The sequence below is a fragment of the Candidatus Omnitrophota bacterium genome (assembly GCA_028716245.1).
Lineage (GTDB): Bacteria > Omnitrophota > Gorgyraeia > Gygaellales > Profunditerraquicolaceae > UBA6249.
Genome location: JAQUQW010000002.1, coordinates 35,168 through 61,856 on the forward strand (window position 1 = coordinate 35,168; position 26,689 = coordinate 61,856).

The following is a 26,689-nucleotide window of genomic DNA, read 5'->3' on the forward strand; positions in this document are numbered from 1 at the left end:
AGTTGTGCATAAACTGTTAACTCTGTAGATTCCGTCAGAAAATCATGCTCGAGCTTACTAAAAACTGGGAAGAAACGCAAGAAACTTTAAAGGCTAAGTTAGGGGAAACGATCTTTGCTACCTGGATAGCGCCGTTGAAATTTTCGGTCCAAGATAGCCAAAGTATCAATCTTGAGGCGCCGGATCAATTTTTTAAAGATTGGGTGGAGAAACACTACTTCGACCTTATCCGGGAAACCTTGAAACATAAAGGCCTGGATAATCTGTTAGTAAGGCTGGTTGTCAGCAGCAGGCAGGAGGATTTAAGCGTCATTAATGCTTCTGTCGAAACCAATATTAAAAGCGCTCCTGCCACAGGCTTTATTAATCTTAATTCGCGTTATACATTTGAAAACTTTGTGGTGGGGCCGTCAAACCGGCATGCGCACGCTTATTCACTAGCGGTGGCCAATTCGCCGGCTAAAACATATAATCCGTTATTCATTTATGGAGGGGTGGGGCTGGGCAAAACCCACCTGATCCAGGCGATCTGCCATCAAATAAAAAATAATAATCCCTCGGGAGTAAAAATATGCTACGTCTCAAGCGAAAAATTTACCAACGAACTAATTGACGCCATCGTCCACCGTTCCACCACGGCCTTCCGCCAAAAATACCGAAATCTGGATGTTTTGGTTATCGACGATATCCACTTTATCGCCGGAAAAGAATCCACTCAGGAAGAGTTTTTCCACACCTTTAACACTTTATACGATGCGCATAAACAGATTGTGTTTTCTTCAGACCGCCCCCCCAAAGAAATTACCAATTTACAGGAAAGGCTGGTTTCACGGTTTGGCTGGGGGCTGGCTACGGATATTCAGCCTCCGGATTTAGAAACCCGGGTGGCGATCCTCAAGAAAAAAATTGAACGGGAACCGGTTAATGTCCCTGATGAAGTAATTTTTTTTATCGCCCAACTAATTAAAACTAATATTCGTGAATTGGAGGGGGCTTTGATTAGAACCATCGCCTATTCTTTGCTAGAGGAGGCCCCGGTTACCCTGCAACTAACTAAAGAGGTGTTAAAGGACCTGCTCAAAGAACCGACAAAGCTAATCACAGTAGATTTTATCCAGCGTTGCGTAGTTGAAGAGTTCGGGATTTCCCTGCAGGATCTTAAAACCAAACGGCGCAATAAACAAGTTGTGTTCCCAAGGCAAATTGCCATGTATCTAAGCAGGGAGTTAACTGACTTGTCTCTGCCGGAAATTGGGGAGCTTTTTGGCGGCAAAGATCATACAACAGTTTTGCACTCTTACAATAAGATTAAAGAAGATATTCACCGTAACCCGGAATTAAAAGAACGGGTTGAAAAAGTTGTTCAAGTTATAAAACAGTAATTCCCAGGTTATTAGAATGGACTATTTGTCATAATTACTCTTATGACAAAGGATTGGGCTCTTGTTAACAAATATGAGGTTGTATTACGGTTACTATGATTTTAAGTTATTAAATATATATAAATAGAAGGGGAATCTAAGATGAAATTTAAAGTCGAAAAAACAAACCTAGTTAACGCGATTCAGACCGTACAAAACATAATTACCACAAAATCCGCCCTGCCAATCCTTTCCAATGTCTTAATTGAGGTTCAATCCGGGGTTCTGAAATTAACGGCAACCGATTTAGATATTGGAATAACCTGTGTAATTCCTGTGGATATGCAGGAGCCTGGAGCAATTACTATCCCGGCTAAAAGATTTAGCGATATAGTTAAAGAGTTTCCTTTAGATATTATTAGTGTTACTACTAAAAAAAATAATCAGGTCCTTATTGATTCGGATATGTGTCAATTTAAAATTATGGGGTTGGCCAAAGAAGAGTTTCCTAAGTTACCCGAATTTAAAGACAAGAAAGTTATTAAAATTAATCAGGGAGTTTTAAAACAAATATTAGCATTAACCGCGTTTGCGGTATCTTTCGATGAAACCCGTTATGTTTTAAATGGCATTCTTTTTAAGATTAGTAAGGGGATCTTAACCCTGGTGGCTACTGACGGCAAGCGGTTGGCGATTACCGAGAGAAAAATAACCATGGCCGAGTCTGATGTCGAGGTGAGTATGATTATTCCGATCAAAACAATTCAGGAATTAAACCGGAACCTGAAAGATGAAGGGGAGCTGTCTTTAGTGGTTAGTAGTAATCAGGCTCTTTTTGATTTGGGTAGTGTTGCGGTTGTATCGCGTTTAATTGAGGGTGAATTTCCCGACTACAAACAAGTTATCCCTGCGGCATCCGAAAACAAAATGAAAGTTGAACGCCAACAGTTTTTATTGGCAGTCAAAAGAGCCGCGCTTTTAGCCACGCCGGATTATCAGGCGGTAAAGTTGGAAGTTTTTAAGAATAAGCTGGTAATTTCAAAATCTACTCCTGATGTGGGAGAGTTTCATGAAGAGTTGGCGGTAGAATATCAAGGTAAGGAGTTGGTGATTGGCTTTAACCCGGTCTATTTAATGGATGTTTTAAAGAATTTAAATGAAGAGACAGTTAGTTTAGAGTTGACGGACGCGGAAAAACCCGGGGTTATTCGGATTAGCGGTTATGTTTATATAGTTTTACCTATGCGCCTTAACTAGGAAATGGAACTTTTAAAAAATACACTGGATGAAGTTATGCGGGGCTTAAACGCCAAAAAGGGTGTTTCCGCGAATGCCCAGCCGCAGCAGTGGTTAAAAAAAGCCTTGACAAAGAAAGAGTTGGGGCATATAAAAGTTAAATATTTCAGCAAGGGCGTCCTGGGTTTAAGCGTGGATTCTTCCGCCTGGCTGTATATTTTAAGCCTTAAGAAGGAAGAATTGCTGGGTAAGCTAAAAAAAGAAAACCCCGGATTAAAAAATATAAGTTTTCGTATCGGAGAAATTTAAGTGAAAAAAGCCAAACCAGAAGTTAAGGAAAATCTTAAGGCCGCCGAGAAGGCTAAGGCTTATGATGCTACCAGCATCCAGGTTTTAGAAGGTATTGAAGCGGTCAGGCGCCGGCCGGCAATGTATATTGGAGACACCTCGACGCGCGGGCTGCATCATTTGGTTTTTGAGGTGGTCGATAATAGCGTTGATGAAAGCCTGGCCGGGTTTTGCGATTCCATAGCCGTCGGTATACAACAGGATAATAGTATAACAGTTATTGATAATGGCCGCGGGATCCCGGTGGATATGCATAAGACCGAAAAGAAGCCGGCGGTGGAAGTGGCCTTGACTACCCTGCATGCGGGGGGCAAATTCGATCACCGTTCTTATAAAGTTTCCGGAGGTTTGCACGGTGTTGGAGTAAGTTGCGTGAACGCGCTTTCCGACTGGCTGGAGGTGGAGGTAAAAAGAGACGGGAAAGTTTACCACCAGCGTTATGAGCGGGGTAAAACCGTTTCTAAACTTACGGTTATCGGTAAAAGCACTTCTACCGGCACCAAGATTACTTTTAAACCGGACAAAACAATTTTCAGCAAAACAGAGTATTCTTACGATATCCTTTCCGGCCGCCTCAGAGAGTTGGCGTTCTTAAATAAAGGATTAAAAATAAAGTTAGCGGATGAGCGCTCGGACAAAGAAGCGGTTTTTGAATTTTCCGGCGGTATTGTTTCATTTGTGGAATACCTTAATAAAAACAAAAATCCCTTGCACAACAAAGTGGTTTATTTTGAGAAGCTTCAGGATGATGTTAATGTCGAAGTCGCCCTCCAGTATAATGATGGTTATGCCGAAACCATGTTTTCTTTTGCCAATAATATAAATACCATTGAAGGCGGCACGCATTTATCCGGTTTTAAATCCGCTTTAACCCGCGCGATCAATCAATATGCTAAAGGCAAAAATTTGCTTAAAGACAATATTGCCATCACCGGCGACGATGTGCGCGAAGGGTTAACCGCGGTCATTAGCGTAAAGGTACCCAACCCGCAGTTTGAAGGCCAAACCAAAACTAAATTAGGCAATTCCGAAGTAGAAGGATTAGTTGCTTCCAGCAGCTTGGAGGCACTTGCCAGTTATTTTGAGGAAAATCCTTCGGTGGCCAATAAAATTATTGACAAGGTGATCGTGGCTTCCCGCGCCAGGGAAGCCGCGCGTAAGGCGCGGGAATTAACCCGCAGAAAAGGCGCCTTAGAAGGAGCAGGCCTTCCCGGTAAATTAGCGGATTGCTCGGAACGCGATGCGGCTTTATGTGAACTGTATATTGTGGAAGGAGATTCGGCCGGCGGTTCGGCCAAGCAGGGCCGCGACCGAAGATTTCAGGCTATTCTGCCGATTAAAGGAAAAATTTTAAATGTCGAAAAATCGCGGTTGGATAAAATTTTATCCAATGAAGAGATCCGGACCATTATTACTGCCTTAGGTACAGGCATTGGCGAAGAATTTGACCTGACGAAATTAAGATACCATAAATTAATGCTGATGGCTGATGCGGATATTGACGGTTCGCATATCCGCACCCTGCTTTTGACTTTATTATACCGTCAGCTGCCAAAGCTAGTTGAAGAAGGGCATGTTTATATTACCCAGCCGCCGCTTTATAAGATTAAAAGGGGCCAGCGTGAAGAGTATATCCAGACTGAACAGCAGATGAATGATATGCTTTTAGATTTAGGCCGTGAAGGGCATAAATTAATCCGGGTCAAGGATAAACAAGCTTTTACGGATAACCAATTCAAGGAGCTTTTAAAGCTTTTGGTTGAGCTGGATAAGCTGGGAAGGTATTTAGATAAAAAGGGAGTAAGTTTTGCAGAATACTTGAGTTTTAGGCATCCTAAAACCAAAAAAATGCCTATTTATAAGGTAAAAGTGGACGGAAAAGACCAATTTGTTTATTCGGACAAGGAACTGGCTACTTTAACTGAAAAAGAAGGCAAAGAAGCAGAGCAGGATGTTTTACATCTTTTTGAAGCGCAGGAAATCGAGGAGCTGGTTTTAAAAATAGAAAAACTAGGCATTGAGTTTGAGACCTATTTTGGAAATACCACAGTGGTTAAAGTGGGCGCGACTAAAGAAGGGGAGAAAAAATTAAAAGCAGTTTATCGTGTTACCAACGATGATGATGTCAAAGAAGTTTTTAGTTTGAAAGAGCTGCTGGTTTACATCAAGGAAGTTGCCTCTAAAGGCATGCATATCCAAAGATACAAAGGTTTGGGAGAAATGAATCCGCAGCAACTCTGGGATACGACAATGGATCCTGAGAAGCGGACAATTTTACAGGTAACCTTAGAAGACGCGGTGGAAGCGGATAAAATGTTTACTGTTTTAATGGGAGATCAGGTTGAGCCGCGGCGTGAATTTATTGAAGACCACGCGCATCAGGTCAAAAACTTGGATATTTAATTATGTACACGCGTAACGATAAAATAATTCAGGTTTATATCGAGGATGAGGTTAAGGACTCCTATTTAAATTACGCCATGAGCGTAATTGTCGGCCGGGCCCTGCCCGATGTGCGCGATGGCTTAAAGCCTGTGCACCGGCGTATTCTTTACGCCATGCGCGAACTTAACCTGGAACATTCCAAACCCTACAAGAAATGCGCCCGTATCGTCGGTGAAACCATGGGTAAATACCATCCGCATGGAGACGTGGCTATTTACGACACGCTGGTCAGAATGGCCCAGGATTTTTCTTTGCGCTATCCTTTAGTCGATGGCCAGGGTAACTTTGGATCAGTGGATGGTGATGCCGCCGCGGCGATGCGTTATACCGAGGCCCGCCTGGCCGCGGTTAGCGATGAAATGTTAGATGATATTGAAAAAGAAACTGTAAATTTTGGGCCCAACTTCGATTCTTCTTTAAAAGAGCCTTTGCTGTTACCGGCAACTCTGCCTAATCTTTTGGTGAACGGCTCAAGCGGTATTGCCGTGGGCATGGCTACCAATATTCCGCCCCATAATTTAAACGAAGTTTGCGACGCGATCATTTATATCCTGGAACACCCGGAAGCAGAGATTAAAGATTTAATGCGTTATATCAAAGGGCCGGATTTTCCTACCGGCGGTTTGATTTGCGGCAAGGGTGGAATTAAGGATGCATATCAGACCGGTAGAGGTAAGCTCATAGTGCGGGCTAAGGCTACTGTGGAGCACCAGAAGAACGGCAAAGACCTGATTATCTTTACCGAGATTCCATATCAGGTGCAAAAGTCCGCTCTGATTGAGTCAATTGCCGGTTTAGTTGATGAGAAAAAAATCGAAGGTATTTCCGATATCCGCGATGAATCCGATAAAGAAGGTATGCGCATTGTCGTTGAGCTTAAGCGCGACACTAAATCCCAGATTGTTTTAAACCAGCTTTTTAAACACACCCAGCTTGAAAACACCTTTGGGATTATTATGCTGGCCCTGGTCGATAACCGCCCGAAAGTTTTAAATTTACGCCAGGTACTGGATTGTTATATTGAGCATCGCAAAGTAGTCATCCGCAGGCGCACGCAGTTTGAATTAGATAAGGCTTTAAAACGCGCGCATATTTTAGAAGGCTTAAAAATTGCGCTTAAATTTATCGACCGGATTATCAAGGTTATCAAGACCTCCAAGAGCGTCGAAAGCGCCAAATTAAATTTAATGAAGGAGTTTGAGCTCTCCGAGATTCAATCCCAGGCGATCCTGGAGATGCAGCTGCAGCGGTTAACCGCCCTTGAGCGCGATAAAATTGACGCCGAGTACGCGGAACTTTTAAAGAAAATCGAAGAATGCCGGGCAATCCTGGGCTCGCTTAAAAAGATCGAAGCCATCATTAAAGAAGAGCTGGAGGAATTAAAGAAAAAATATGGTGATAGCCGGCGCACGGATATTGTCGGGGAAGCGGAAGAGTTGGAGGTTGAGGATTTAATTGCCGAGGAGGATGTGGTGGTAACGATCAGCCATGGCGGTTATATCAAGCGCCTGCCGGTAAGCTCGTATCGTAAACAAAAGCGCGGAGGTACCGGGTCAATGGGGGCGGAATTAAAAGAAGAAGATTTTAGCGAGCATCTTTTTGTGGCCTCTACTAAAGATTACTTGCTTATTTTTACGGATAAAGGACAGGTGCATTGGCTGAAGGTTTATGAAATTCCTCAGGCTAGTCGCATATCTAAGGGCAAAGCCATTGTTAATCTGGTGCAAATGGAACAGTCGGCTAAGGTGAGTTCGACCATTCCGGTCAAAGAGTTTTCGGCGGATAAATATTTGGTTATGGTCACTAAGTTAGGCCAAATCAAAAAGACTAAGCTTGAGGCCTACGGTAATCCGCGCAAAGGCGGGATTATCGGGATCACTTTAGATAAGGATGATGTTTTGATTGGCGTGGAGATGACCGACGGAAAACAGGAGTTGCTTATCGGAACCAGGCAGGGCAAGGCAATCAGATTTTCCGAGGAAAAAGTACGTGAAATGGGCAGGGGCGCCCATGGCGTACGGGCAATATCTTTGGCCAAAAAAGATGAAGTTATTGATATGGTGGTTCCGCAAAAGGCTTCGACGATCTTAACGGTTACGGAGTTAGGTTTTGCAAAACGCACCACCATTGATGAATACCGCCTAACCAGCCGCGGCGGCAAAGGGGTAATTAATATCAAAGTTACCGATAAGAATGGCCAGGCGGTAAATTTAAAAACCGTGAATGATAAAGATGAGCTGATGGTCATTACTCAGAACGGGATATTTTTACGCTGCGCGATAAAAGATATCCGGGAAACCGGCCGCTCATCCCAAGGGGTGCGCTTAATTAAGTTGCAGGATAAAGACCGGGTTTCCTGCGTTGCCCCGGTCATTGCCGAAGAAAATGAATAAGGCTAAAGAGACCCTGTCGTCTAGCCTGGTCCAGGACAAGAGCTTTTCAAGCTCTCGACACGGGTTCAAATCCCGTCAGGGTCAATAAATTTAAGGTGCTCAATGTGTGGAATAGTCGGATACATTGGTGAAAAAGAAGCCCAGCCTATTCTTTTAACCGGATTAAAACGTTTAGAGTACCGTGGCTACGATTCCAGCGGCATAGCTTTAATCCTTCCCAAACAAAATAGCATCGGAATCAGAAAATCCCCCGGAAAAATCAGCGCATTGGAAAAATTAGTTAAAAACAAGCCGCTTAACGGCACAGTTGGTATTGCTCATACGCGTTGGGCAACTCACGGTGCTCCGACACAGGTTAATGCCCATCCGCATCATGACTGTTCCGGACAGATCGCTATTGTGCATAACGGAATTATTGAAAATTATGAATCCCTGAAAGCCCAGCTGATTAAAGAAGGGCACACCTTTACCAGCCAGACGGACACCGAAGTAATCGTGCACTTAATCGAAAAATTTTATAAGAATATTCCGCTTGAGGAGGCGGTATCTAAGGCGCTCAAACTCTTGGTAGGTTCTTTTGCTATCGGAGTAGTTTCGGCCAGAGAACCGGATAAATTAGTGGGGGCCCGCTTGGGCAGCCCTTTAATCGTCGGAGTAGGCAAAGGGGAGAATTTTCTGGCCTCCGATGTCCCGGCAGTCTTAGGTTTTACCAAAGAGGTTGTTTTTCTTGATGAAAATGAGATTGTGGTTTTAGATAAGGATAATTTTAAGGTGAGTAATCTTGAGGGCAAAACTATTTTTAAAGAAACCACGCATATTAATTGGGATATTGACCAGGCGGAAAAATCCGGGTTTGATCATTTTATGCTCAAAGAAATTAATGAGCAGCCCAGGATCCTGGAAAGTTTAATTAATTCCCGCATCGATAAAGAAACCGGTAAGCTGTTTTTTAAAGAGCAGAATATTCCGGAAACCAAGCTCAAGGATGTAAAAAACATTTTTATCGTTGCCTGCGGCACAGCCTATCATGCCGGGATGGTCGCCAAATATGTGCTGGAGTCGGTTTGCGGAATTTCTACGCAAATTGATGTTTCCAGCGAGTTTCGCTACCGGGATCTTTTGATCGGGCCGCAGACGCTGGTTATTGCGATCAGCCAGTCCGGAGAGACAGCGGATACTTTGGCCGGGGTAAGAGAGGCAAAGCGCCGCGGCTCAAGTGTAATTTCCATATGCAATGTCTTGGGTTCAACCTTAACCCGGGAATCCGACGGCATAATTTACACCCATGCCGGACCGGAGATTGGCGTTGCCTCGACCAAGGCTTACACCGCGCAGCTTGCCGCGCTTTATTTGTTTGCTTTTTATTTGGCGCAAATAAGGGATGTTTTGCCTGCCGCTAAAATTAAAAAATTGCTGGATGAACTGCGCAAGGTTCCCAAACACCAGGTTGAGATTTTGAAATGGCAGAAAAGCATTGCCACCCTTGCCCGCCGGCATTCGCATTTAGGGTCATTTTTATATTTAGGCCGGAATGTGAATTATCCTTCGGCTTTAGAAGGGGCTTTGAAATTAAAAGAAATCTCTTATATTCCGGCTGAAGGATACGCGGCTGGAGAGATGAAACACGGGCCGATTGCTTTAATTGATGAATATCGGGCGGTGGTTTGTATCGCGCCTAACTCCAAGGTTTATGAAAAGATGGTTTCCAATATCCAGGAGATCCGTTCCCGTAAAGGAAGAATTATTGCCATTGCCACTGAAGGGGACAAAGAGATTAAAGAATTAACCCGCGAAGTAATTTATGTTCCCAGGATCGATGAAATATTCTCTCCGCTTTTAGTAGTCCTGCCGCTGCAGTTGCTGGCATATCATATCGCTGTCAAGCGCGGCTGCGACGTGGATCAACCGCGCAATTTAGCCAAGTCCGTAACCGTAGAATAATGCTTTATATCGTTGCTACTCCAATCGGCAACTTAAAAGATTTCACCCAAAGGGCAATCGAGGTTTTAAAAAGCGCGGATTTAATTGCCTGTGAAGACACACGGCACACCAAAATTTTACTGGCGCATTACGAAATTAAAACTCCCACAACAAGTTTTTTCCAGCACAACCGATTTAGTAAAGGTGATTATTTAATCGGCTTGCTCAAAGCGGGGAAAAATATTGCTTTGGTTTCCGATGCCGGCACCCCGGGAATTCTTGACCCCGGCTATAATTTAATCAATCTGGCGATCAAAAATAACCTGGAGATGACTTTTATTTCCGGGCCAACGGCTTTTGTCAATGCCCTCGTGCTTTCCGGAAAGCCAGCCCATGAATTTTATTTCGCTGGGTTCCTGCCTAACCGCGGCGGCGCGCGCAAAAACCAACTTGAGAAATTAAAGCAACTCGGTTGTACCCTGGTTTTTTATGAATCCTGCCATAGGATTCTGGCCAGCCTTGAAGATATAAATACGGTTTTCGGCGATAAAGAAATTACGGTGGCCAGGGAATTAACCAAGAAATTCGAAGAAGTCTTGCGCGCCAGCCCCAAAATTATTCAAGAAAAGCTTTCCCAAAGCAAGCCCCGCGGCGAGTTCGTAGTTGTAATTTAGCCTTGACAATGAGGCAGCTAGTGGTATACTTAAAACAATAAACGGACCTTTAAGCTCGGCTCAGAGAAGCTGGCAAGGTAAATAAAATGCGTAAAATAGTGGGAAAAATATGAACCCTTGGCAAACAAGCCAGGGGTATTTTTTTGGGTTGACTATGAAAGAAAAAGCTAAAATACTGGATCAGGAAGGGGTTAGCCGGGCGATTACGCGCATTGCCCATGAAATTATCGAAAAAAACAAGGGCACTGCGGGGCTATCTCTAATCGGCATTAGGAACCGGGGGGTTTATATCGCCCAGCGTATTGCCGAATGTATCAAAAAGATCGAGGGAAAGGAGATTGAAACCGGCGCTTTGGATATTACGCTTTACCGCGATGATTTGGCTTTGGCTTCCGGCCAGCCGCGGGTGCGCAGAACCGAAATAGATTTTGATATTAACGAAAAAAATTTAGTACTGGTTGATGATGTGCTTTACACCGGCCGCACAATCCGGGCGGCTTTGGACGCATTGATTGATTTTGGCCGCCCAAAATCAATCCAGCTGGCAGTTTTGGTTGACCGCGGGCATCGCGAGTTGCCCATCCGGGCGGATTTTGTGGGTAAAAATATCCCTACTTCCAATAAAGAATCCGTGGAAGTACGCCTCCAAGAAACTGATGGCAGCGACGAAGTTTTAATTGCGGAGAAAGAATAATGAGTTGGACCAAGAAGGACCTTTTGGGCCTGGAATATTTAACGCCGGAGGAGATCGAACTTATTTTAGAGACCGCCGAATCTTTTAAGGAAGTTTCCACGCGGGAGATCAAAAAAGTTCCCGCTCTTCGCGGTAAAACCGCGGTAAATCTTTTTTATGAACCATCCACGCGCACCCGGGTATCTTTTGAGGTCGCCGCTAAAAGGCTTTCTGCCGACGTGATCAATATCGCCACAGAAACTTCCAGCGTGCGCAAAGGCGAAACTTTAATTGATACAGGCAAAAACATCCAGGCGCTAAAAGCCGACATAATTATTATGCGGCATAATTATTCCGGCGCGGCCAATATGCTCGCCCGGGCTTTGGATATCAGCGTGGTTAATGCCGGAGATGGTTGGCATGAGCATCCTACCCAGGCGCTGCTGGATATTTTTACCTTAAAAGAAAAATTGGGAAAAATAAAAGGTTTAAATGTTGCCATTGTCGGCGACATCGCCCATTCCCGGGTTGCCCGTTCAAATATCTGGGGGCTGACTAAATTAGGGGCTAATGTTACGCTTTGCGCGCCGGAGATGTTGCTTCCCGTGGGAATTGAGCTAACCGGAGCAAAAACCTCCAGTAATCTCGATGAAGTTCTAAAAAAAGCCGACGCGGTGAATGTCTTAAGAATGCAGTTTGAGCGCGATGAAGACGCGGCATTTCCCGAGCAGTTGGATTATTTTAAAAAGTTTGGGATTACCGAAGAAAGATTGGCTAAAGCCAAGAAAGATATTGTGGTGATGCATCCGGGCCCGATTAACCGCGGGATTGAGATGTCCAGCGAAGTGGCCGATGGGAAAAATTCCGTGATCTTGGAGCAGGTAACTAACGGTATTGCCGTAAGAATGGCGGTTTTATTTTTAGTCAGCCAGGCGAAAGAAAAAATGTGTAATGTGTAATGCCTTGGGGGTACAATAAGTTATGAGTATTTTGATTAGGGGCGGCAGAGTAATTGACCCGGAAAATAAAATTGACGCAAAACTGGATATCCTGATCGAGGGAAATAAAATATCCAAAGTCGCCAAAAATATTCAAGTCCAGGACGCCGTGATAATCAATGCCGATAATAAAATTGTCGCCCCGGGTATTATCGATATGCATGTGCATTTACGTGAACCCGGCAGGGAAGACAAGGAGACAGTGGCAACTGCCACGCTGGCTGCTGCCAAAGGCGGAGTAACTACGGTGTTGGCCATGCCTAATACCCAGCCGGCGATGGATTGCCCGGAGAGCGTCAGGTTGTTGAAGGAGATAATCAATAAAGACGCGAAGGTGAATGTGCTTATTTGCGGAACAATCACTAAAGGCCGTTTAGGTAAAGAGTTAAGCGATATTACCGCGTTAAAGAAAAGCGGTGTTTACGCTATATCCGATGACGGATGCTCGGTGGATAGCGACGCGTTGATGTTTGAGGCGCTCAAAAAAGCAAAACAAGCCGGCCTTTTGACTATCTGCCATTCCGAAGATAAAAAACTTTCCGGCAAAGGGGTAATCAATTTAGGTTTTAATTCTACGCGCTTAGGGTTACGCGGCATATCTAATGAATCTGAATATAAGCGGGTCCGCAGGGATATCGAGTTAGCCAACAATGCCGCCTCCGCGGTGCATATCGCCCATGTGAGTTGCCGGGAGTCAGTGGAGATAATTACCCGGGCTAAAAAAACGGGTGTTCAGGTAACCTGTGAAACAGCCCCGCACTATTTTACGCTTACTGAAGACGCGCTTTTAGGATACGACACGAATATGAAAATGAATCCGCCCCTAAGAAGTAAAGAGGACCTTATCGCGATAAAACAGGGATTAAAGGACGGCACGATTGATGTGATTGCCTCGGATCACGCCCCGCACACTGAGAATGAAAAAGATATTGAGTTTGAACGCGCTGAATTCGGGGTGGTGGGATTAGAGACCGAGCTTTCCGCCGGCATCAATGAATTGTTAGCCAAAGGGGTTTTGGATTGGCCGGGATTGGTTGAAAAGTTCTGCTTAAATCCCGCTAAAATTCTGGGTTTAGACACAGGTAAATTGTCAAAAGGGTCTCCCGCGGATATAATTATAGTTTCGGATCAAGAGCCCTGGGTGGTTGACAAGCAAAGCCTGGCCTCTAAATCCAAGAATTCCGCCTTTCTTGGCTATTCTCTAAAAGGCCGGCTAGATTACACAATTTGTAATGGCCAGCTAATTTATCAAAGGTAAATATGGAATTTATCGCCGATTTTCACATTCACTCCAAATACTCACGGGCAACCAGCCGCGATATGGATATCAAGCATCTGGCGGAGTGGGCAAAATTAAAAGGGATCACCTTAATGGGCACAGGTGATTTTACGCACCATTTATGGCTGGAGGAATTAAAACACACATTGGAAGATTGCGGAAATGGATTATTCAAATATGCCGGCGTGGATTTTATGCTTACCTCCGAAATTAGCAGTATTTATTCTAAGGGAGGTAAAGGATATCGTATTCATAATTTAATTTTTGCTCCTTCTTTCGCGGTCGTTGATAAAATTAATAACGCGCTTAGCCGCCGCGGAGCGAATTTATCCAGCGACGGCAGGCCAATTGTCGGAATTGCCGCCGATGAACTGGCGCGGATTGTCTTTGATATCGATGAGAACTGCATGATCGTCCCGGGCCATATTTGGACCCCCTGGTTTAGCGTGTTTGGATCGATGTCCGGTTTCGATAAGATCGAAGATTGTTTTGAAAAAGAAACTCCCAAAATATTTGCCCTGGAGACCGGTTTATCCAGCGATCCGGCGATGAACTGGCGTTTAAGCGCGCTGGATAGATTTACGCTGATCTCTAACAGCGATTCACATTCGCCGCAGAAGATTGGCAGAGAAGCCAATGTGTTTAACTGCGAATTAGATTATAAAACTATTCGTGAGGTTTTAAAAACCAAAGATAAAAGCAGATTTTTATATACCATTGAATTTTTCCCTGAGGAAGGTAAATACCATTTTGACGGGCACCGCCTCTGCGGTATCCGCTGGTCGCCGAAAGAAACCAGGGAGCACAATGGGAAATGTCCTAAGTGCGGCAAGCCGGTTACTGTTGGCGTGGTTAACCGGGTTGAAAAATTAGCTGACCGGCCGGAAGGATTTAAGCCTGAAAACGCCGTTCCTTTTAAAAACCTGATTCCTTTCTCCGAAATAATCGCTGAAGCAAAAGGAGTAGGGAATGCTTCTGTGGCCGTAGAGAGGGATTACCGAATTTATCTGGCTAAATTTGGCACTGAGTTTAATATTTTACTTAAGGCTTCAAAGGATGAACTGCTGAAAAGCCTGCCGCCTAAAGTTGTGGAGGGTATTTTACGCGTGCGCGCAGGTAAAGTGAATATCAAAGCAGGTTTTGACGGCGAATATGGCATAATTTCCATCTTTGATGATCATGATCAACAGGAGAAAAGCGAACAACAATTAAGTTTATTTTAACGCGCCTGTAGCGCAACGGATAGCGCACTAGCCTCCGAAGCTAGTGGTGACAGTTCAATTCTGTCCAGGCGCAAAAAAGACTGTAATGTAGAAGTGGAGTAATTAGCCCATAAATTAGGCAAGAAATTAAAGAAAGTGGAGTAATATGCGAAAAAAAGTCATTATTTTGGGTGGCGGGCCCAATCGTATTGGTCAAGGGATTGAATTTGATTATTGTTGCTGCCATGCGGCGTATGCCTTAAGAGAGGAAGGCATAGAAAGTATTATGGTTAACTGTAATCCTGAAACAGTATCCACTGATTATGATACCTCTGACCGGCTTTATTTTGAGCCGCTTACCTTTGAAGATATTATGAATATCATCGAAAAAGAAAAACCAATGGGGGTAATTGTGCAGTTTGGCGGACAGACTCCGTTAAACCTGGCGGTTCCTTTACTTAAAGCCGGGATTAGGCTTTTAGGGACAAGCGCTGATAGCATTGATATTGCCGAAGACCGCAAACGTTTTAAACAGATGCTCGATAAACTTGGCCTTTTGCAGCCGGTTAATGGCACGGCATTTACCTTTGAGCAGGCAAAGGAGGTGGTCAATCGAATCGGTTATCCGGTATTGGTGCGGCCTTCGTATGTGTTGGGCGGCAGGGCGATGGAGATTGCCTACGATGAGCAGGTTTTAGAAAAGTTTATTCAAGAAGCGTCGGCGGTTTCCGGAGAGCATCCGATCTTGGTTGACAAATTTTTGGAGGATGCCATAGAAATTGATGTGGACTTAGCCGGAGACGGCAAGGATTTTATAATCGGCGGGATTATGGAGCATATTGAGCAGGCCGGGGTGCATTCCGGCGACGCGGCGATGTCCCTGCCGACCTACACATTATCTACTGAAATATTAAAACAAATCCGTTTGGCGACGGTGCATATGGCCAAAGAATTACATGTGATCGGGCTGATGAATGTGCAGTACGCGGTAAAGGATGGTAAGGTTTATATTTTGGAGGTTAACCCCCGCGCTTCGCGCACCGTGCCCTTTGTTTCCAAGGTGATCGGAGTGCCTTTAGCAAAATTGGCAACCAAAGTGATGTTGGGAAAGAAACTAAAAGAATTAGGTTTTACCAAAGAAATTATTCCAAAGCACGTGGCAATCAAAGAATCGGTATTTCCTTTTAATCGTTTTCCGGGAGTAGATATAATTCTCGGGCCCGAGATGAAATCTACCGGAGAGGTAATGGGAATTGACGCGGATTTCGGCCAGGCCTATATCAAAAGCCAGTTAGCCGCCGGGCAAAAACTGCCCAAAAAAGGCAATGTCTTTATTTCCGTTAATGACCGGGATAAAAGGAATATTATTTTAATTGCCAAAAAGTTAAAGGATTTAGGTTTTAAGATCTATGCTTCAGAGGGGACGGCTGCGGCACTAGCCAAAAGCAAGATTGCGGCTAAGGTTTTACCTAAAATATCGGAAGGCAAACCCAATGTTTTGGATTTGATGAAGGAGGGCAAGATCCAGCTGGTAATTAATACTCCTTCGGGGAGGATCCCGCGGCTGGATGAGGTAAAAATACGTTCGCAGGTTATTTTGTGCGGCATACCTTATACCACGACCATCTTTGGGGCCCAGGCCACCGTAAGCGGGATCGAGGTGCTGTTAAAGAAAAAACTCAAAGTTAAACCGCTGCAGGAATATTATAAGATAAAAGGCAGGAGAATAAAATAGCATGCCGGAATTACCGGAAGTAGAGACAATTAAGCGTGATCTTCGGAAGATAATTACAGGTAAGAAGATTATCAGGATTGATATAAATAATCCCAAAGTCATAAGAGAGCCTGCGCCTTCGGCCTTTAAGAAGTCTTTAGAGGGGCAAGCCATAAAGAATATCTTGCGCCGGGCAAAACTACTGATTTTTAAATTATCTAATGGTCTGGATCTGGCTGTACACCTGAAAATGACTGGTCAACTAGTCTATCCCGGAGGCAGCAGCAAGAGCAGGTTAGCCATCCGTTTTTCAGATGGCACAATCTTAGATTTCAATGATCAGCGTTTATTCGGAGAATTGCGCCTCGTTGGCAATTGGAAAAAATTAAAATTTGTCCAGGGGCTGGGGCCTGAACCATTTGATTTGACTTTCGCCGGTTTTAAGGATATGCTCTCCAAGAGAAAAACTAAAATCAAGCCGCTGCTTATGGACCAGTCATTTGTCTCCGGGATCGGCAATATTTATGCCGCCGAGATTTTATTCCGGGCAAAGATTGATCCGCGCAGAACCGCATTGAGTTTAACCGAAAAAGAAAAACAAACTTTATATAGAGAAATAAAAGATGTATTAAACAGCGCGATCAGGCACGGCGGCTCCTCGGTGGATGATTATGTCCGCCTTTCCGGAAAACCGGGGGATTACCGGCGTTTTCATCGGGTTTATGACCGGGTGGGTAAGTCCTGTTTTGTTTGCCGCAGCCCGATCAAAAAAATTACGCAAGGAGGAAGGGGCACTTATTTTTGCGGTAGGTGCCAAAAATAATCCATGAAAAAACGCCTGAAGATTAACGGAATAATTATGGGTTGTGCCGGTATTTTGATTGTATTGTTTCCCGGTGTTTTTCTCCGCGGATACTCAGGGGCTGCCGGAGATGGCTGGATCAGGCTTTTGGGTTTTGCCCTTATTTTCTTAGGCCAGATCATCCGGGTTTCGGCCCGAGGCTATAAAGCTGAGCATTCCGATCAAAGCCAGGCATTAATCCAGGGCGGGCCGTATCAGCTCGTGCGTAATCCCATGTATCTGGGGATATTTTTAATCGGCCTGGGCGTGGTCCTGGCGGTATTCCGATGGTGGGCGGTAGCAATTTTTGTTACTGTTTTTATTATCCGCTATTTACTGCTGATCTATAAAGAGGAAAAAAAACTTTTAACAATATTCCCGGTAACCTATCAAGAGTATTGCCGAAAAGTCCCGCGGATTTTTCCTTCATTATCCGGCCTGATAAAATTAGACATCGGAGATTATTTACCAATAAAGATAATCTGGTTTCAGAAAGAGATCGGCTCGATTGTGGCGCTCCTTTTGCTTACTCTGCTGGTAGCATCTTGGGAGGAAATCTCCGGGAAAGGATTTAACGCCTATCTTCAGCAGCTGCTCTGGTTATTTTTAACTCTTACTTTATTTGTATTTTTAGTGATTTTACTTAGCCGGTGGACTAAGAAAATAGATGAAAACAGCGCAAATAAAAGCTAAGTTAATTTCCAATCACAGATTCAGCGGTAATTATTGGCATTTGGAATTTGAGTCGGGGGTAATTGCCAAAAACGCCCAACCAGGGCAGTTTGTGAATATCAGGGTTAGCGACGGACTTGAGCCGTTATTAAGAAGGCCGGTTAGTATTCACAGGGTAAAGGGGGCAAAGGTTAAACTTTTTTATGAGGTTGTCGGAGCAGGCACGCAGGTTTTATCCCAAAGAAAACCCGGCGAGCTTCTGGATATGATCGGCCCGCTGGGTAATGGGTTTGATTACCGGGGAGCAATTAAAGCAAAAGCAGGAAAAAATATTTTAATTGCCGGAGGCATGGGGGTTGCCCCGCTTGTTTTTCTGGCTGAAAAGATAAAATTAAGCAAGCCTTTAGTTTTAATCGGAGCCAGGACAAAAAAACAGATTCTTTGCGCGCGGGAATTTAAGGCTTTAGGATGCGGTGTGGAGTTAGCTACCGATGACGGTTCAGCCGGGTTTAAGGGCAAGGCCACGGATTTATTAAAAATTGTTTTAGTGCAAGCCAAGCCGTTGGGATTATTTTCTTGCGGCCCGCGTCCGATGTTAAAAGCGGTGAGTGAAATTGCCCGGGAAAATAAAATCCCTGCGCAACTTTCTTTAGAAGAGCATTTGGCCTGTGGTATCGGTGCTTGTTTAGGCTGCGTTGTTTCTACTAAAATCGGTTATAAACGGGTTTGTAAAGACGGCCCGGTTTTTTCAAGCCAGGAGTTAACATGGTAAAACAGGCCAAGCCCGATTTAAGCGTAAGCATAGGCAAACTTAAACTGAAAAATCCGGTAATGGTGGCCAGCGGGACATTCGGCTATGCCGAAGAATTCAGGGATTTTGTCGACCTGAAAAAACTGGGAGCCATTGTTACCAAAACCATTACGATTAAGGCCCGCTACGGGAACTTTCCTCCCCGAACCTGCGAAACTCCTGCCGGCATGCTTAATTCTATCGGCCTGGAAAATCCCGGAATTAATAAATTTATCAAAGAGAAGCTTCCTTTCTTAAAAAAGCTAACTATCCCGATTATTGTCAGTATTGCCGCCGAAGAAAGCCCGGATGAGTTTGCTATTTTGGCCAAACAACTGGACAGTATTGATGAAGTTTCCGCAATTGAACTAAATATATCCTGTCCCAACCTGCATAAGGATAAATTGATTTCCCAAGATGCCAAGGACACCTTTGAATTAGTCAGCTCAGTACGTAAGCTTACGCGGAAATGCTTAATCACCAAGCTGTCGCCCAATGTAATCTCCATCAGCGAAATCGCTTTGGCGGCCCAAGACGCCGGCAGCGATGCGGTAGCCTTAATCAATACCCTTGGCGGCATGAGTATAGATGTAAATAAGCGTGTTCCTAAATTAGGTTCTTGGGCAGGAGGCTTAAGCGGCCCGGCAATCCGGCCCGTAGCCGTTAAGATGGTCTGGGAGGCTTATAATAAGATTAAGATTCCCATTATCGGTATGGGTGGTATAATGGATACAGCAAGCGCTTTGGAATTTTTGATTGCCGGCTCTAGCGCAATCAGCATCGGGACAGCAAACTTTATTAATCCCAAAGCCAGTTTGGAGATTATCTGCGGATTGGAACAATATATGGCGGACAATAATATTCAGGATTTAAGCAAGCTTACGGGAAAATTAAAAGCGTGCCAAGATTAAATAAGCCTCAAATCATACTTGCTTTAGATGTGGATACGATAAAAGAGGCTAAGAGTTTTGTAGATAAGCTTTATCCCAGAATAAAAATCTTTAAGGTTGGCAGCCAGCTTTTTACTGCTTACGGGCCAAAGATTATTGAGTTAATACATAAAAAAGGCGCCGAGGTTTTTTTGGATCTTAAATACTTTGATATTCCTAATACCGTTGCTCAGGCTACAGCCGCGGCAGGACGTCTTAAAGTAAAGATGTTTACTTTGCATATTTCCGGAGGCAAAGAAATGATTGAGGCTGCCGTAGCATCAGCCAGGCATCAGGCAAAAGTATCCGGATTAAGAAGGCCGCTGTTAATCGGAGTTACGGTTTTAACCAGCCAAAAAGCTCACCCCGCAGAAGTTTTAAAATTAGCGCGACAGGGATTAGCCTCCGGACTAGACGGAGTTGTTTGTTCGGTGCGCGAGGCAGCTGCCCTACGGAAAAAAATAAAAAATAAATTTGTAATGATTACTCCGGGGATAAGGCTTAATGGTTCTCTTCAAGACGACCAGAAGAGGACGGCTACGGTAAAGGAAGCGGTAAAAGCCGGGAGCGATTTTTTAGTTATCGGCAGGCCGATTTTAAAAGCAGCGGACCCGCTTAAAAAGGCAAAAGAACTTTTGGGAGACTTACATGGCGCAGGAAATTAAAGATTTGATCGCAAAGATCCAGCAGGAAGGGGTAAAGGCAGCCCAAGAGCAGGCAGCCCAAATTAAAGCCCAAGCGGATTTGCAGGCCAAAGAAATAATTAGCGTGGCAAAAATTGAGGCCAAGCGGATTATTGAAAACGCGGATGCCCAGGCAAAAAAACTTGATGCTTCCACCAACGCCTCTTTACAACAGGCCGGCCGGGATTTACTGATCAGTTTAAGGAAAGAAATCAATTCCGTCTTGGGTAACTTGATTAAGGCAGAACTTGGCCGGGCCCTGACTGCGGAAGAATTGGCCGGAATTATCGGCTCCCTGATTAAAAGCGCGCCGCTTTCTTTAAACTCCGAAATCGTTGTTTCTTTAAATGAAAAAGATAAAGAAAAATTAGAGAAGGGGTTTTTCAAACATTTAGCGCAGGAAACCAAGAAACAAATAATTTTAAAATCTACCGACGGCATTGATCGCGGATTTGTGATCAGCTTTGACGCGGGAAAATCCATCTTTGATTTTAGCGATACTGCCCTGACAGAGTATATAACCGGTTCCTTAAAACCCGAATTGGATAAAATTTTAAAATCCGGATAAATGGCCTCTTATTATACATATTTGATTTCCAGCCTGCCGATACTTAATTTTTCTATAAAGATGCCTTTTAGTTTAAAGGTTTTTTTTGCTAAGTGTAAGGGTTTAATTCCGGAAACAGAAATTGAAATTTTACATAACGCCTGTTATCAAGACATCGATTTTTTAAATACAACAGCAGGGGGGTGTTTAAAGAAATGGGTAAATTTTGAAGTAACCCTGAGAAATGAGCTGGCTCGCGTTAGAGCCAGGGGTAAAAAGATCGATCCCGCAAAATTTATCCGGTTTCCTGACCACCCGCAATTCCATATCAGCCACGTGGCAATGGCCGCGCACCGGCACAGCGCCAATGTATTGGAAGCGGAAAAGATCCTGGACCAGGAGAGGTGGGATTTTTTAGAACAGCTGTCTTTTGGGCATTATTTTGATTTTGATTTCTTATTGATTTACGCGTTAAAGCTTAAAATCCTGGAGCGCTGGGATAAGGCCGCTAATGCGGATAAAGGGCATTTATTTGACGCGGTATTTTTAGATTAAATTCATTATGGAAAAAAAGAGAACCGGCAGCGTTGTTAAGGTTAACGCCAACATGGTTACCGCCCAGGTTGACGGCAATATCATCCAAAATGAGGTTGCCTATATTATTCACGGGCAGGAGCGCTTAAAAGCGGAAGTTATCCGCGTACGCGCCAATCAGGCGGAGATGCAAGTTTATGAAAGTACGCAGGGTTTAAAAGTCGGCGATCTTGTAGAGTTTAGCAATGAACTTCTCTCTGTAGAGCTTGGCCCCGGTTTATTGGGCCAAATCTTTGATGGGCTGCAGAATCCCCTGCCCGCGCTGGCTCAAAAATGCGGATTTTTCTTAAAACGCGGCGTCTATCTTGAGGCTCTCAGCGACCAGGCGCAATGGGATTTTACCCCTTTGGTAAAACCAAAAGATAAGGTCTTAGCCGGCAGCTGGCTGGGTTTTGTCCCTGAGAAATTTTTTAAACATTATATTATGGCTCCGTTTATGCTTACCGGTTCCCTGGAGGTGGTAAGCATTGCTCCGGCCGGTAAATATAATTTAAAACAGCCGATTGCCCAGCTTAGAGATTCTACCGGGCACATCCACGATGTTTTTTTACAACAGAGCTGGCCGGTAAAAATACCGATTCGTGCCTACGCGGAAAAAATAAGGCCGCATGAACCGCTGGTAACCAAAATGCGCCTGATCGATTCGCTTTTTCCGGTCAGCCGCGGAGGCACATATTGTATTCCCGGCCCCTTTGGCGCCGGGAAAACCGTCTTACAACAGTTGACCAGCCGCCACGCGGAAGTGGACATCGTCATTATTGCCGCCTGCGGAGAACGCGCCGGAGAAGTTGTCGAAACATTAAAAACTTTTCCCGAGTTAATCGATCCGCGCACGGATAAACCGCTGATTGACCGCACGGTAATTATCTGTAATACCAGCTCGATGCCGGTTGCCGCCCGCGAATCCAGCGTCTATACCGCGGTGACCATCGCGGAATACTACCGCCAGATGGGCCTGAATGTTTTATTGCTTGCCGATTCTACTTCCCGGTGGGCCCAGGCGATGCGCGAGATGAGCGGACGCCTCGAGGAGATTCCGGGGGAAGAAGCGTTTCCGGCATACCTGGAGTCGCGGATTGCCTCTTTTTATGAACGGGCCGGGGTCGTCAGGCTTTACGGCGGCGCAACCGGTTCGGTAACCATAGGCGGCACGGTCAGCCCTGCCGGAGGAAATTTTGAGGAACCGGTTACCCAGGCAACGCTAAAAGTAGTCGGCGCTTTTCACGGGCTTTCGCGCGAACGTTCCGATGCCCGAAAATATCCGGCCATCGACCCGTTAATCAGCTGGAGTAAATATAAGAGTATCGTTGACCCCCGGCATCAGGAAAAAGGCCGCTCGATTTTACAGCGCAGCCACGAAATCGCGCAAATGATGAAAGTTATCGGCGAAGAAGGCACTTCGTTAAATGATTATATCGAGTATTTAAAGGGGGAGTTTTTTGATTTTATTTATCTGCAGCAGAATGCCTTTGATCCGGTTGATGAGGCCACATCCCAAGAGCGGCAGATTTATTTATTCGCCTTTATTTGCGATATCCTGGACTCAGAGTATAAATTGGAAAATAAAGAAAGCGCCCTGCATTTTTTTCAAGCCTTGCGCCAGCTTTTCCGCGGCTGGAACTCCACTGAATATAACAGCAAGGAATTTGAAGAGATCGAGGAAAAAATAGCCATATTTTTGGAAGAGAAAATAATTAAAGCCGTATAAATATGCAAAAAGCCTACACTAATATTATTCAAATAGCCGGGGATGTTATTACCGTCCAGGCCCAGGGCGTGGGGTACCTGGATATCGCCCAGATTACCTGCGGCCGGAGCGTTTCTTTGGCCCAGGTTATCCGCATCGATTCGACAAAAGTATCTTTGCAGGTTTTTGCCGGCAGCCGCGGAATATCGACGCAGGATAAGGTAAGGTTCTTGGGCCATCCGATGCGCGTGGCCACCGGAGAAAATCTATTGGGCCGCATCTTTAACGGCAGCGGCCTGCCCCTGGATCGCGGGCCAGTGCTTTCTGAAAACTTAACGGCAATCGGGGCGCCTTCCGTAAACCCGGTCAGGAGAATTATTCCCAATAAAATTATCCGCACCGGTATTCCAATGATCGATGTTTTTAATTCACTGGTAGAATCACAAAAGCTTCCGGTTTTTTCAATTGCCGGGGAGCCTTATAATGAGCTTCTGGCGCGCATTGCCATCCAGGCAGAAATAGATACGATTATTTTAGGCGGGATGGGTTTAAAATATGACGATTTTCTTTTCTTTCGGGAAACATTAAACGCCCACGGCGCCCTTTCGCGTTGCGTATTTTTTATCCACACCGCGGCTGACCCTACCGTTGAGTGTTTACTTGTGCCGGATATCAGCTTAGCCGTGGCCGAAGATTTCGCTTTAAAAGGCAAGCGGGTATTGGTTTTATTAACCGATATGACTAACTTCGCCGATTCTTTGAAAGAAATTTCGATTACCATGGAGCAGGTTCCTTCTAACCGCGGCTATCCCGGGGATCTTTACAGCCAGCTTGCCGCCCGGTATGAAAAAGCGGTTGATTTCGAAGGGGCAGGTTCAATTACCATCCTGGCTGCCACGACAATGCCCGGAGATGATGTGACGCATCCGGTCCCGGATAATACCGGCTATATCACCGAAGGCCAATTCTACTTGAAGTCCGCGGTTATTGAGCCGTTTGGGTCATTAAGCCGCTTAAAGCAGCAGGTAAACGGTAAAACCCGCCCGGACCATCGCACGATTATGGATACGATGATCCAGCTCTTTGCCAATTACCGGGAAACCCTGGAGAAACAAGCAATGGGGTTCCAGATGAGCGCCTGGGATAAGAAATTACTTAAATACGGTTTGCTTTTTGAAGAGAATATGATGTCGCTTAAGGTAAATATCCCTTTGGAAAAAGCCCTGGATTTAGGCTGGCAGATTTTAGCGGATTGTTTTTCTCCCGAGGAAACCGGGATAAAGCTTTCGATTATTGAGCAGTTTTGGCCGAAAGACTAATGGCAAAAATAAAATTTACCAAAGGCGAATTAAAAAGGCAGCGCGACGCCCTAAAACAATTTCAGCGCTACCTGCCCACCTTGCAGTTAAAGAAACAGCAGTTACAGCTGGAGATCCTGCAGCAGAATTCCGTCCTGGAAGCAAAGAAACAGGCTTTGTCCAAAAAAAGGCAGGCAATTGATCTTTGGTCCGGTTTGCTTGCAGACCCGCTGGTAGATTTGAAAACATATTTAAAGCCGGAAAAAATCATTACCCACCCTAAAAATATCGCTGGTACGGATATCCCCGTATTTGACGGGGTGGAATTTGCCGCGCCGGATTACGATTTATTTCTTATGCCTCTGTGGCTTGATTTTGCGGTTGAGGCCTTCAGGGAAATTTTTATTTTAAATAAAGAGGTAGCGCTAGCTGAGGAAAGCATTGCTATCCTAAGGCATGATCTGCGCATCACTACGCAAAGAGTCAATCTTTTTGAGAAAGTAAAGATTCCACTTGCCGAGGAAAATATCCGCCTGATTAAGATTTATATCGGGGACCAGATGGCTAACGCCGTAGGCCGCAGTAAAATTGCCAAGAAAAAGATCGAAGAAGCGGTTTTTGCGGGAGGACTAGTATGATTGTCCCGATGAAAAAAGCGACCGTAGTTACCCAGGCTAAAGACAGCCTGAGCGGGTTAAGTAAATTACGTTCTTTGGGAGTTTTACATGTTGAACATACGCAAATTCCCAAGGGCAAGGATATTGTTATCTTAACTGAAGAGATTTCCTTGATCGATCAGGCTTTAAGTATTTTGTCCGGAGTAAAAATTCAACCCCAATATGTTCCCAAAGATCAAGAGGCAGCTGACGGGCAATTTACCATCCGCCATATCATCGATTTATATAAACGTAAAGACCAGTTAGCCGAGTATTTGACCTCCCTTTCTGTGCACATAAAGCAGTATGAAGAATGGGGTGATTTTGACCCGCAGGATTTTGCGGATTTAGCCAAAAATAATATCTTCGCCGGGCTTTATCAGGTACCACTCAAACAATTAAGGCAAATACCAAACGATATCGTCGTCAATAAATTATCGATTAAAGGGGGAATTGCCAATTGCCTGATTATTTCGGATAAGAAAATAGATCTTGGCTTTAAAGAAATTCCCCTACCTGCGACGAGCTTAGCGCAGATGTATGCGCGCAGAGCGCATGATCTTCAGGCAATCCAGCATATTGAAAAGCAATTGGCCGAACAGTTTAGCTACCGGCTGAGTTTAAATAAAATCAGGAGCAGTTTACAGAAAAAATTAGAGTTTCAGGAAGCCCTTGCCGGAATGGGCCAGGCAGAGGAGCTGGTTTTTATCAGCGGTTATATTCCTTTTGATAGCCTGGAGAGGTTAGTGCATCAGGCAAAACAAGAACAATGGGCTCTGCTTGTTGAGGAACCGGCAGATGAAGACAATGTCCCGGTTCTGCTGCGTAATCCGGCCTGGATTACCATCATCAGCCCGGTATTTAAGTTTCTTGAAATATTGCCCGGTTACCGTGAGCTGGATATTAGTTTGTGCTTCCTCATTTTTTTTAGTATTTTCTTTGGCATGTTGATTGGCGATGCCGGATACGGCCTGGCCTATTTTCTGATCACCTTCTTTTTGCACCGGCAGGCCAGAAAAAATAAGAAAAATACCGGCAGTTTTTTTCTCTTTTACATCCTTAGTTTTTGCGCTATCATATGGGGGGTCTGCACGGGCACGTTCTTTGGACATGAATGGGTTTTAAAAGCAGGGTATAAACCCTTGATCCCTTCGCTTAACGATGAAAAAACACTGCAGAGATTTTGTTTTTTTCTCGGAGCCACGCATCTGTCGATTGCCCACATCTGGCGCGCAATACTTAAAGCTCCGGCTTTAGGCTTGATCGCGGATCTTGGCTGGGCCTGTATCTTATGGGCCTGTTTTTTTATCGCCAAGGTGCTTATCCTGGGAGATAGTTTTCCGTTTTTTGGCAACTGGTTGCTGATTACCGGGATTATGCTGGTTATAATATTCACCAATCCGCAGAAAAATATCCTAAAAGGCATTGGTTCAGGCTTAGGCACATTGGCGTTAAGCTTGATGAATAATTTTACCGACGTGGTTTCATATATCCGTCTTTTTGCGGTAGGTTTGGCTGGGGTAGCTATTGCCGATGCTTTTAACGCTATGGCTTCTTCTGTGGGAAACGCAAGCGCAGTTTCTTTAATTTTGGCGGCTTTTATTGTTTTGGTTGGCCATAGCCTCGGTATTATGTTGGGCCCGGTGGGAGTATTAGTGCACGGAGTAAGGTTGAATGTGCTGGAATTTTCAGGCCATGCCAATATTTCCTGGAGCGGCCGAAATTATAAACCTTTAAGAGAATAGAGGG

22 protein-coding genes, 2 tRNA genes and 1 pseudogene are annotated in these 26,689 nt (G+C 44.7%); all 25 read left to right on the forward strand.

The genetic code is table 11. From position 1 onward, the window contains the following. Positions 1-44: 44 nt before the first annotated feature. The 25 genes and pseudogenes from dnaA (at position 45) to PHG87_03785 (ending at position 26,685) form a co-directional block, all read left to right on the forward strand. A complete protein-coding gene (gene dnaA / locus PHG87_03665) occupies positions 45-1,382 on the forward strand; it encodes a chromosomal replication initiator protein DnaA (GenBank protein MDD5477288.1) in 1,338 nt (445 codons plus the stop codon). Positions 1,383-1,523: 141 nt separating this feature from the next. After that, complete coding sequence (gene dnaN / locus PHG87_03670) at positions 1,524-2,618, forward strand: DNA polymerase III subunit beta (protein ID MDD5477289.1); 1,095 nt, start codon at positions 1,524-1,526, stop codon at positions 2,616-2,618. Positions 2,619-2,621: 3 nt separating this feature from the next. After that, a complete protein-coding gene (locus PHG87_03675) occupies positions 2,622-2,906 on the forward strand; it encodes a DciA family protein (GenBank protein MDD5477290.1) in 285 nt (94 codons plus the stop codon). Further along, complete coding sequence (gene gyrB / locus PHG87_03680; protein MDD5477291.1) at positions 2,907-5,348, forward strand: DNA topoisomerase (ATP-hydrolyzing) subunit B; 2,442 nt, start codon at positions 2,907-2,909, stop codon at positions 5,346-5,348. Between the two features lie 2 nt (positions 5,349-5,350). Further along, positions 5,351-7,783 carry a DNA gyrase subunit A gene (gene gyrA, locus PHG87_03685; protein MDD5477292.1) on the forward strand — a complete coding sequence of 811 codons (2,433 nt, stop codon included), beginning with the start codon at positions 5,351-5,353 and terminating at the stop codon, positions 7,781-7,783. Between the two features lie 9 nt (positions 7,784-7,792). Next, a tRNA-Glu gene (locus tag PHG87_03690) sits at positions 7,793-7,867 on the forward strand. A gap of 18 nt (positions 7,868-7,885) precedes the next feature. After that, on the forward strand, positions 7,886-9,724 hold the full coding sequence (glmS, locus tag PHG87_03695; GenBank protein MDD5477293.1) for a glutamine--fructose-6-phosphate transaminase (isomerizing): 1,839 nt from the start codon (positions 7,886-7,888) through the stop codon (positions 9,722-9,724). Continuing rightward, on the forward strand, positions 9,724-10,377 hold the full coding sequence (gene rsmI, locus PHG87_03700) for a 16S rRNA (cytidine(1402)-2'-O)-methyltransferase (GenBank protein ID MDD5477294.1): 654 nt from the start codon (positions 9,724-9,726) through the stop codon (positions 10,375-10,377). The genes glmS and rsmI overlap by 1 nt, the downstream gene beginning before the upstream one ends. A gap of 109 nt (positions 10,378-10,486) precedes the next feature. Next, positions 10,487-11,071, forward strand: coding sequence for a bifunctional pyr operon transcriptional regulator/uracil phosphoribosyltransferase PyrR (gene pyrR, locus PHG87_03705; protein ID MDD5477295.1), 585 nt, complete (start codon positions 10,487-10,489; stop codon positions 11,069-11,071). Then, positions 11,071-12,009: an aspartate carbamoyltransferase catalytic subunit gene (locus PHG87_03710; protein MDD5477296.1), complete on the forward strand. Its 939-nt coding sequence runs from the start codon at positions 11,071-11,073 to the stop codon at positions 12,007-12,009. Before pyrR ends, PHG87_03710 begins: the two co-directional genes overlap by 1 nt. 22 nt (positions 12,010-12,031) lie before the next feature. Beyond that, the gene (locus tag PHG87_03715) at positions 12,032-13,306 is read left to right on the forward strand and encodes a dihydroorotase (GenBank protein ID MDD5477297.1); all 1,275 of its coding nucleotides are present in this window, start codon (positions 12,032-12,034) and stop codon (positions 13,304-13,306) included. Between the two features lie 2 nt (positions 13,307-13,308). After that, complete coding sequence (locus tag PHG87_03720) at positions 13,309-14,550, forward strand: endonuclease Q family protein (GenBank protein ID MDD5477298.1); 1,242 nt, start codon at positions 13,309-13,311, stop codon at positions 14,548-14,550. Between the two features lies 1 nt (position 14,551). Then, a tRNA-Arg gene (locus tag PHG87_03725) sits at positions 14,552-14,623 on the forward strand. A gap of 78 nt (positions 14,624-14,701) precedes the next feature. Next, positions 14,702-16,264, forward strand: a pseudogene (gene carB / locus PHG87_03730) (carbamoyl-phosphate synthase large subunit). A gap of 1 nt (position 16,265) precedes the next feature. Continuing rightward, entirely contained in the window at positions 16,266-17,066 is an 801-nt protein-coding gene (gene mutM / locus PHG87_03735; protein MDD5477299.1) for a bifunctional DNA-formamidopyrimidine glycosylase/DNA-(apurinic or apyrimidinic site) lyase, read from the forward strand. A 3-nt stretch (positions 17,067-17,069) separates the two neighbouring features. Beyond that, the gene (locus PHG87_03740) at positions 17,070-17,777 is read left to right on the forward strand and encodes an isoprenylcysteine carboxylmethyltransferase family protein (protein ID MDD5477300.1); all 708 of its coding nucleotides are present in this window, start codon (positions 17,070-17,072) and stop codon (positions 17,775-17,777) included. After that, positions 17,752-18,528: a dihydroorotate dehydrogenase electron transfer subunit gene (locus tag PHG87_03745; GenBank protein ID MDD5477301.1), complete on the forward strand. Its 777-nt coding sequence runs from the start codon at positions 17,752-17,754 to the stop codon at positions 18,526-18,528. The genes PHG87_03740 and PHG87_03745 overlap by 26 nt, the downstream gene beginning before the upstream one ends. Then, the gene (locus tag PHG87_03750) at positions 18,522-19,457 is read left to right on the forward strand and encodes a dihydroorotate dehydrogenase (GenBank protein MDD5477302.1); all 936 of its coding nucleotides are present in this window, start codon (positions 18,522-18,524) and stop codon (positions 19,455-19,457) included. Before PHG87_03745 ends, PHG87_03750 begins: the two co-directional genes overlap by 7 nt. Beyond that, positions 19,445-20,140, forward strand: a complete 696-nt coding sequence (pyrF, locus tag PHG87_03755) for an orotidine-5'-phosphate decarboxylase (protein MDD5477303.1) — start codon at positions 19,445-19,447, stop codon at positions 20,138-20,140. Before PHG87_03750 ends, pyrF begins: the two co-directional genes overlap by 13 nt. Further along, entirely contained in the window at positions 20,124-20,726 is a 603-nt protein-coding gene (locus PHG87_03760; GenBank protein MDD5477304.1) for a hypothetical protein, read from the forward strand. The genes pyrF and PHG87_03760 overlap by 17 nt, the downstream gene beginning before the upstream one ends. After that, entirely contained in the window at positions 20,727-21,260 is a 534-nt protein-coding gene (locus PHG87_03765; protein MDD5477305.1) for a DUF2764 family protein, read from the forward strand. It begins immediately after the preceding gene. 7 nt (positions 21,261-21,267) lie between these two features. Then, positions 21,268-23,007, forward strand: a complete 1,740-nt coding sequence (locus PHG87_03770; GenBank protein ID MDD5477306.1) for a V-type ATP synthase subunit A — start codon at positions 21,268-21,270, stop codon at positions 23,005-23,007. A 2-nt stretch (positions 23,008-23,009) separates the two neighbouring features. Next, positions 23,010-24,305 carry a V-type ATP synthase subunit B gene (locus PHG87_03775; protein MDD5477307.1) on the forward strand — a complete coding sequence of 432 codons (1,296 nt, stop codon included), beginning with the start codon at positions 23,010-23,012 and terminating at the stop codon, positions 24,303-24,305. Next, entirely contained in the window at positions 24,305-24,922 is a 618-nt protein-coding gene (locus tag PHG87_03780) for a V-type ATP synthase subunit D (protein MDD5477308.1), read from the forward strand. Before PHG87_03775 ends, PHG87_03780 begins: the two co-directional genes overlap by 1 nt. Next, a complete protein-coding gene (locus PHG87_03785) occupies positions 24,919-26,685 on the forward strand; it encodes a hypothetical protein (GenBank protein ID MDD5477309.1) in 1,767 nt (588 codons plus the stop codon). The genes PHG87_03780 and PHG87_03785 overlap by 4 nt, the downstream gene beginning before the upstream one ends. The last annotated feature ends 4 nt before the right edge of the window (positions 26,686-26,689 follow it).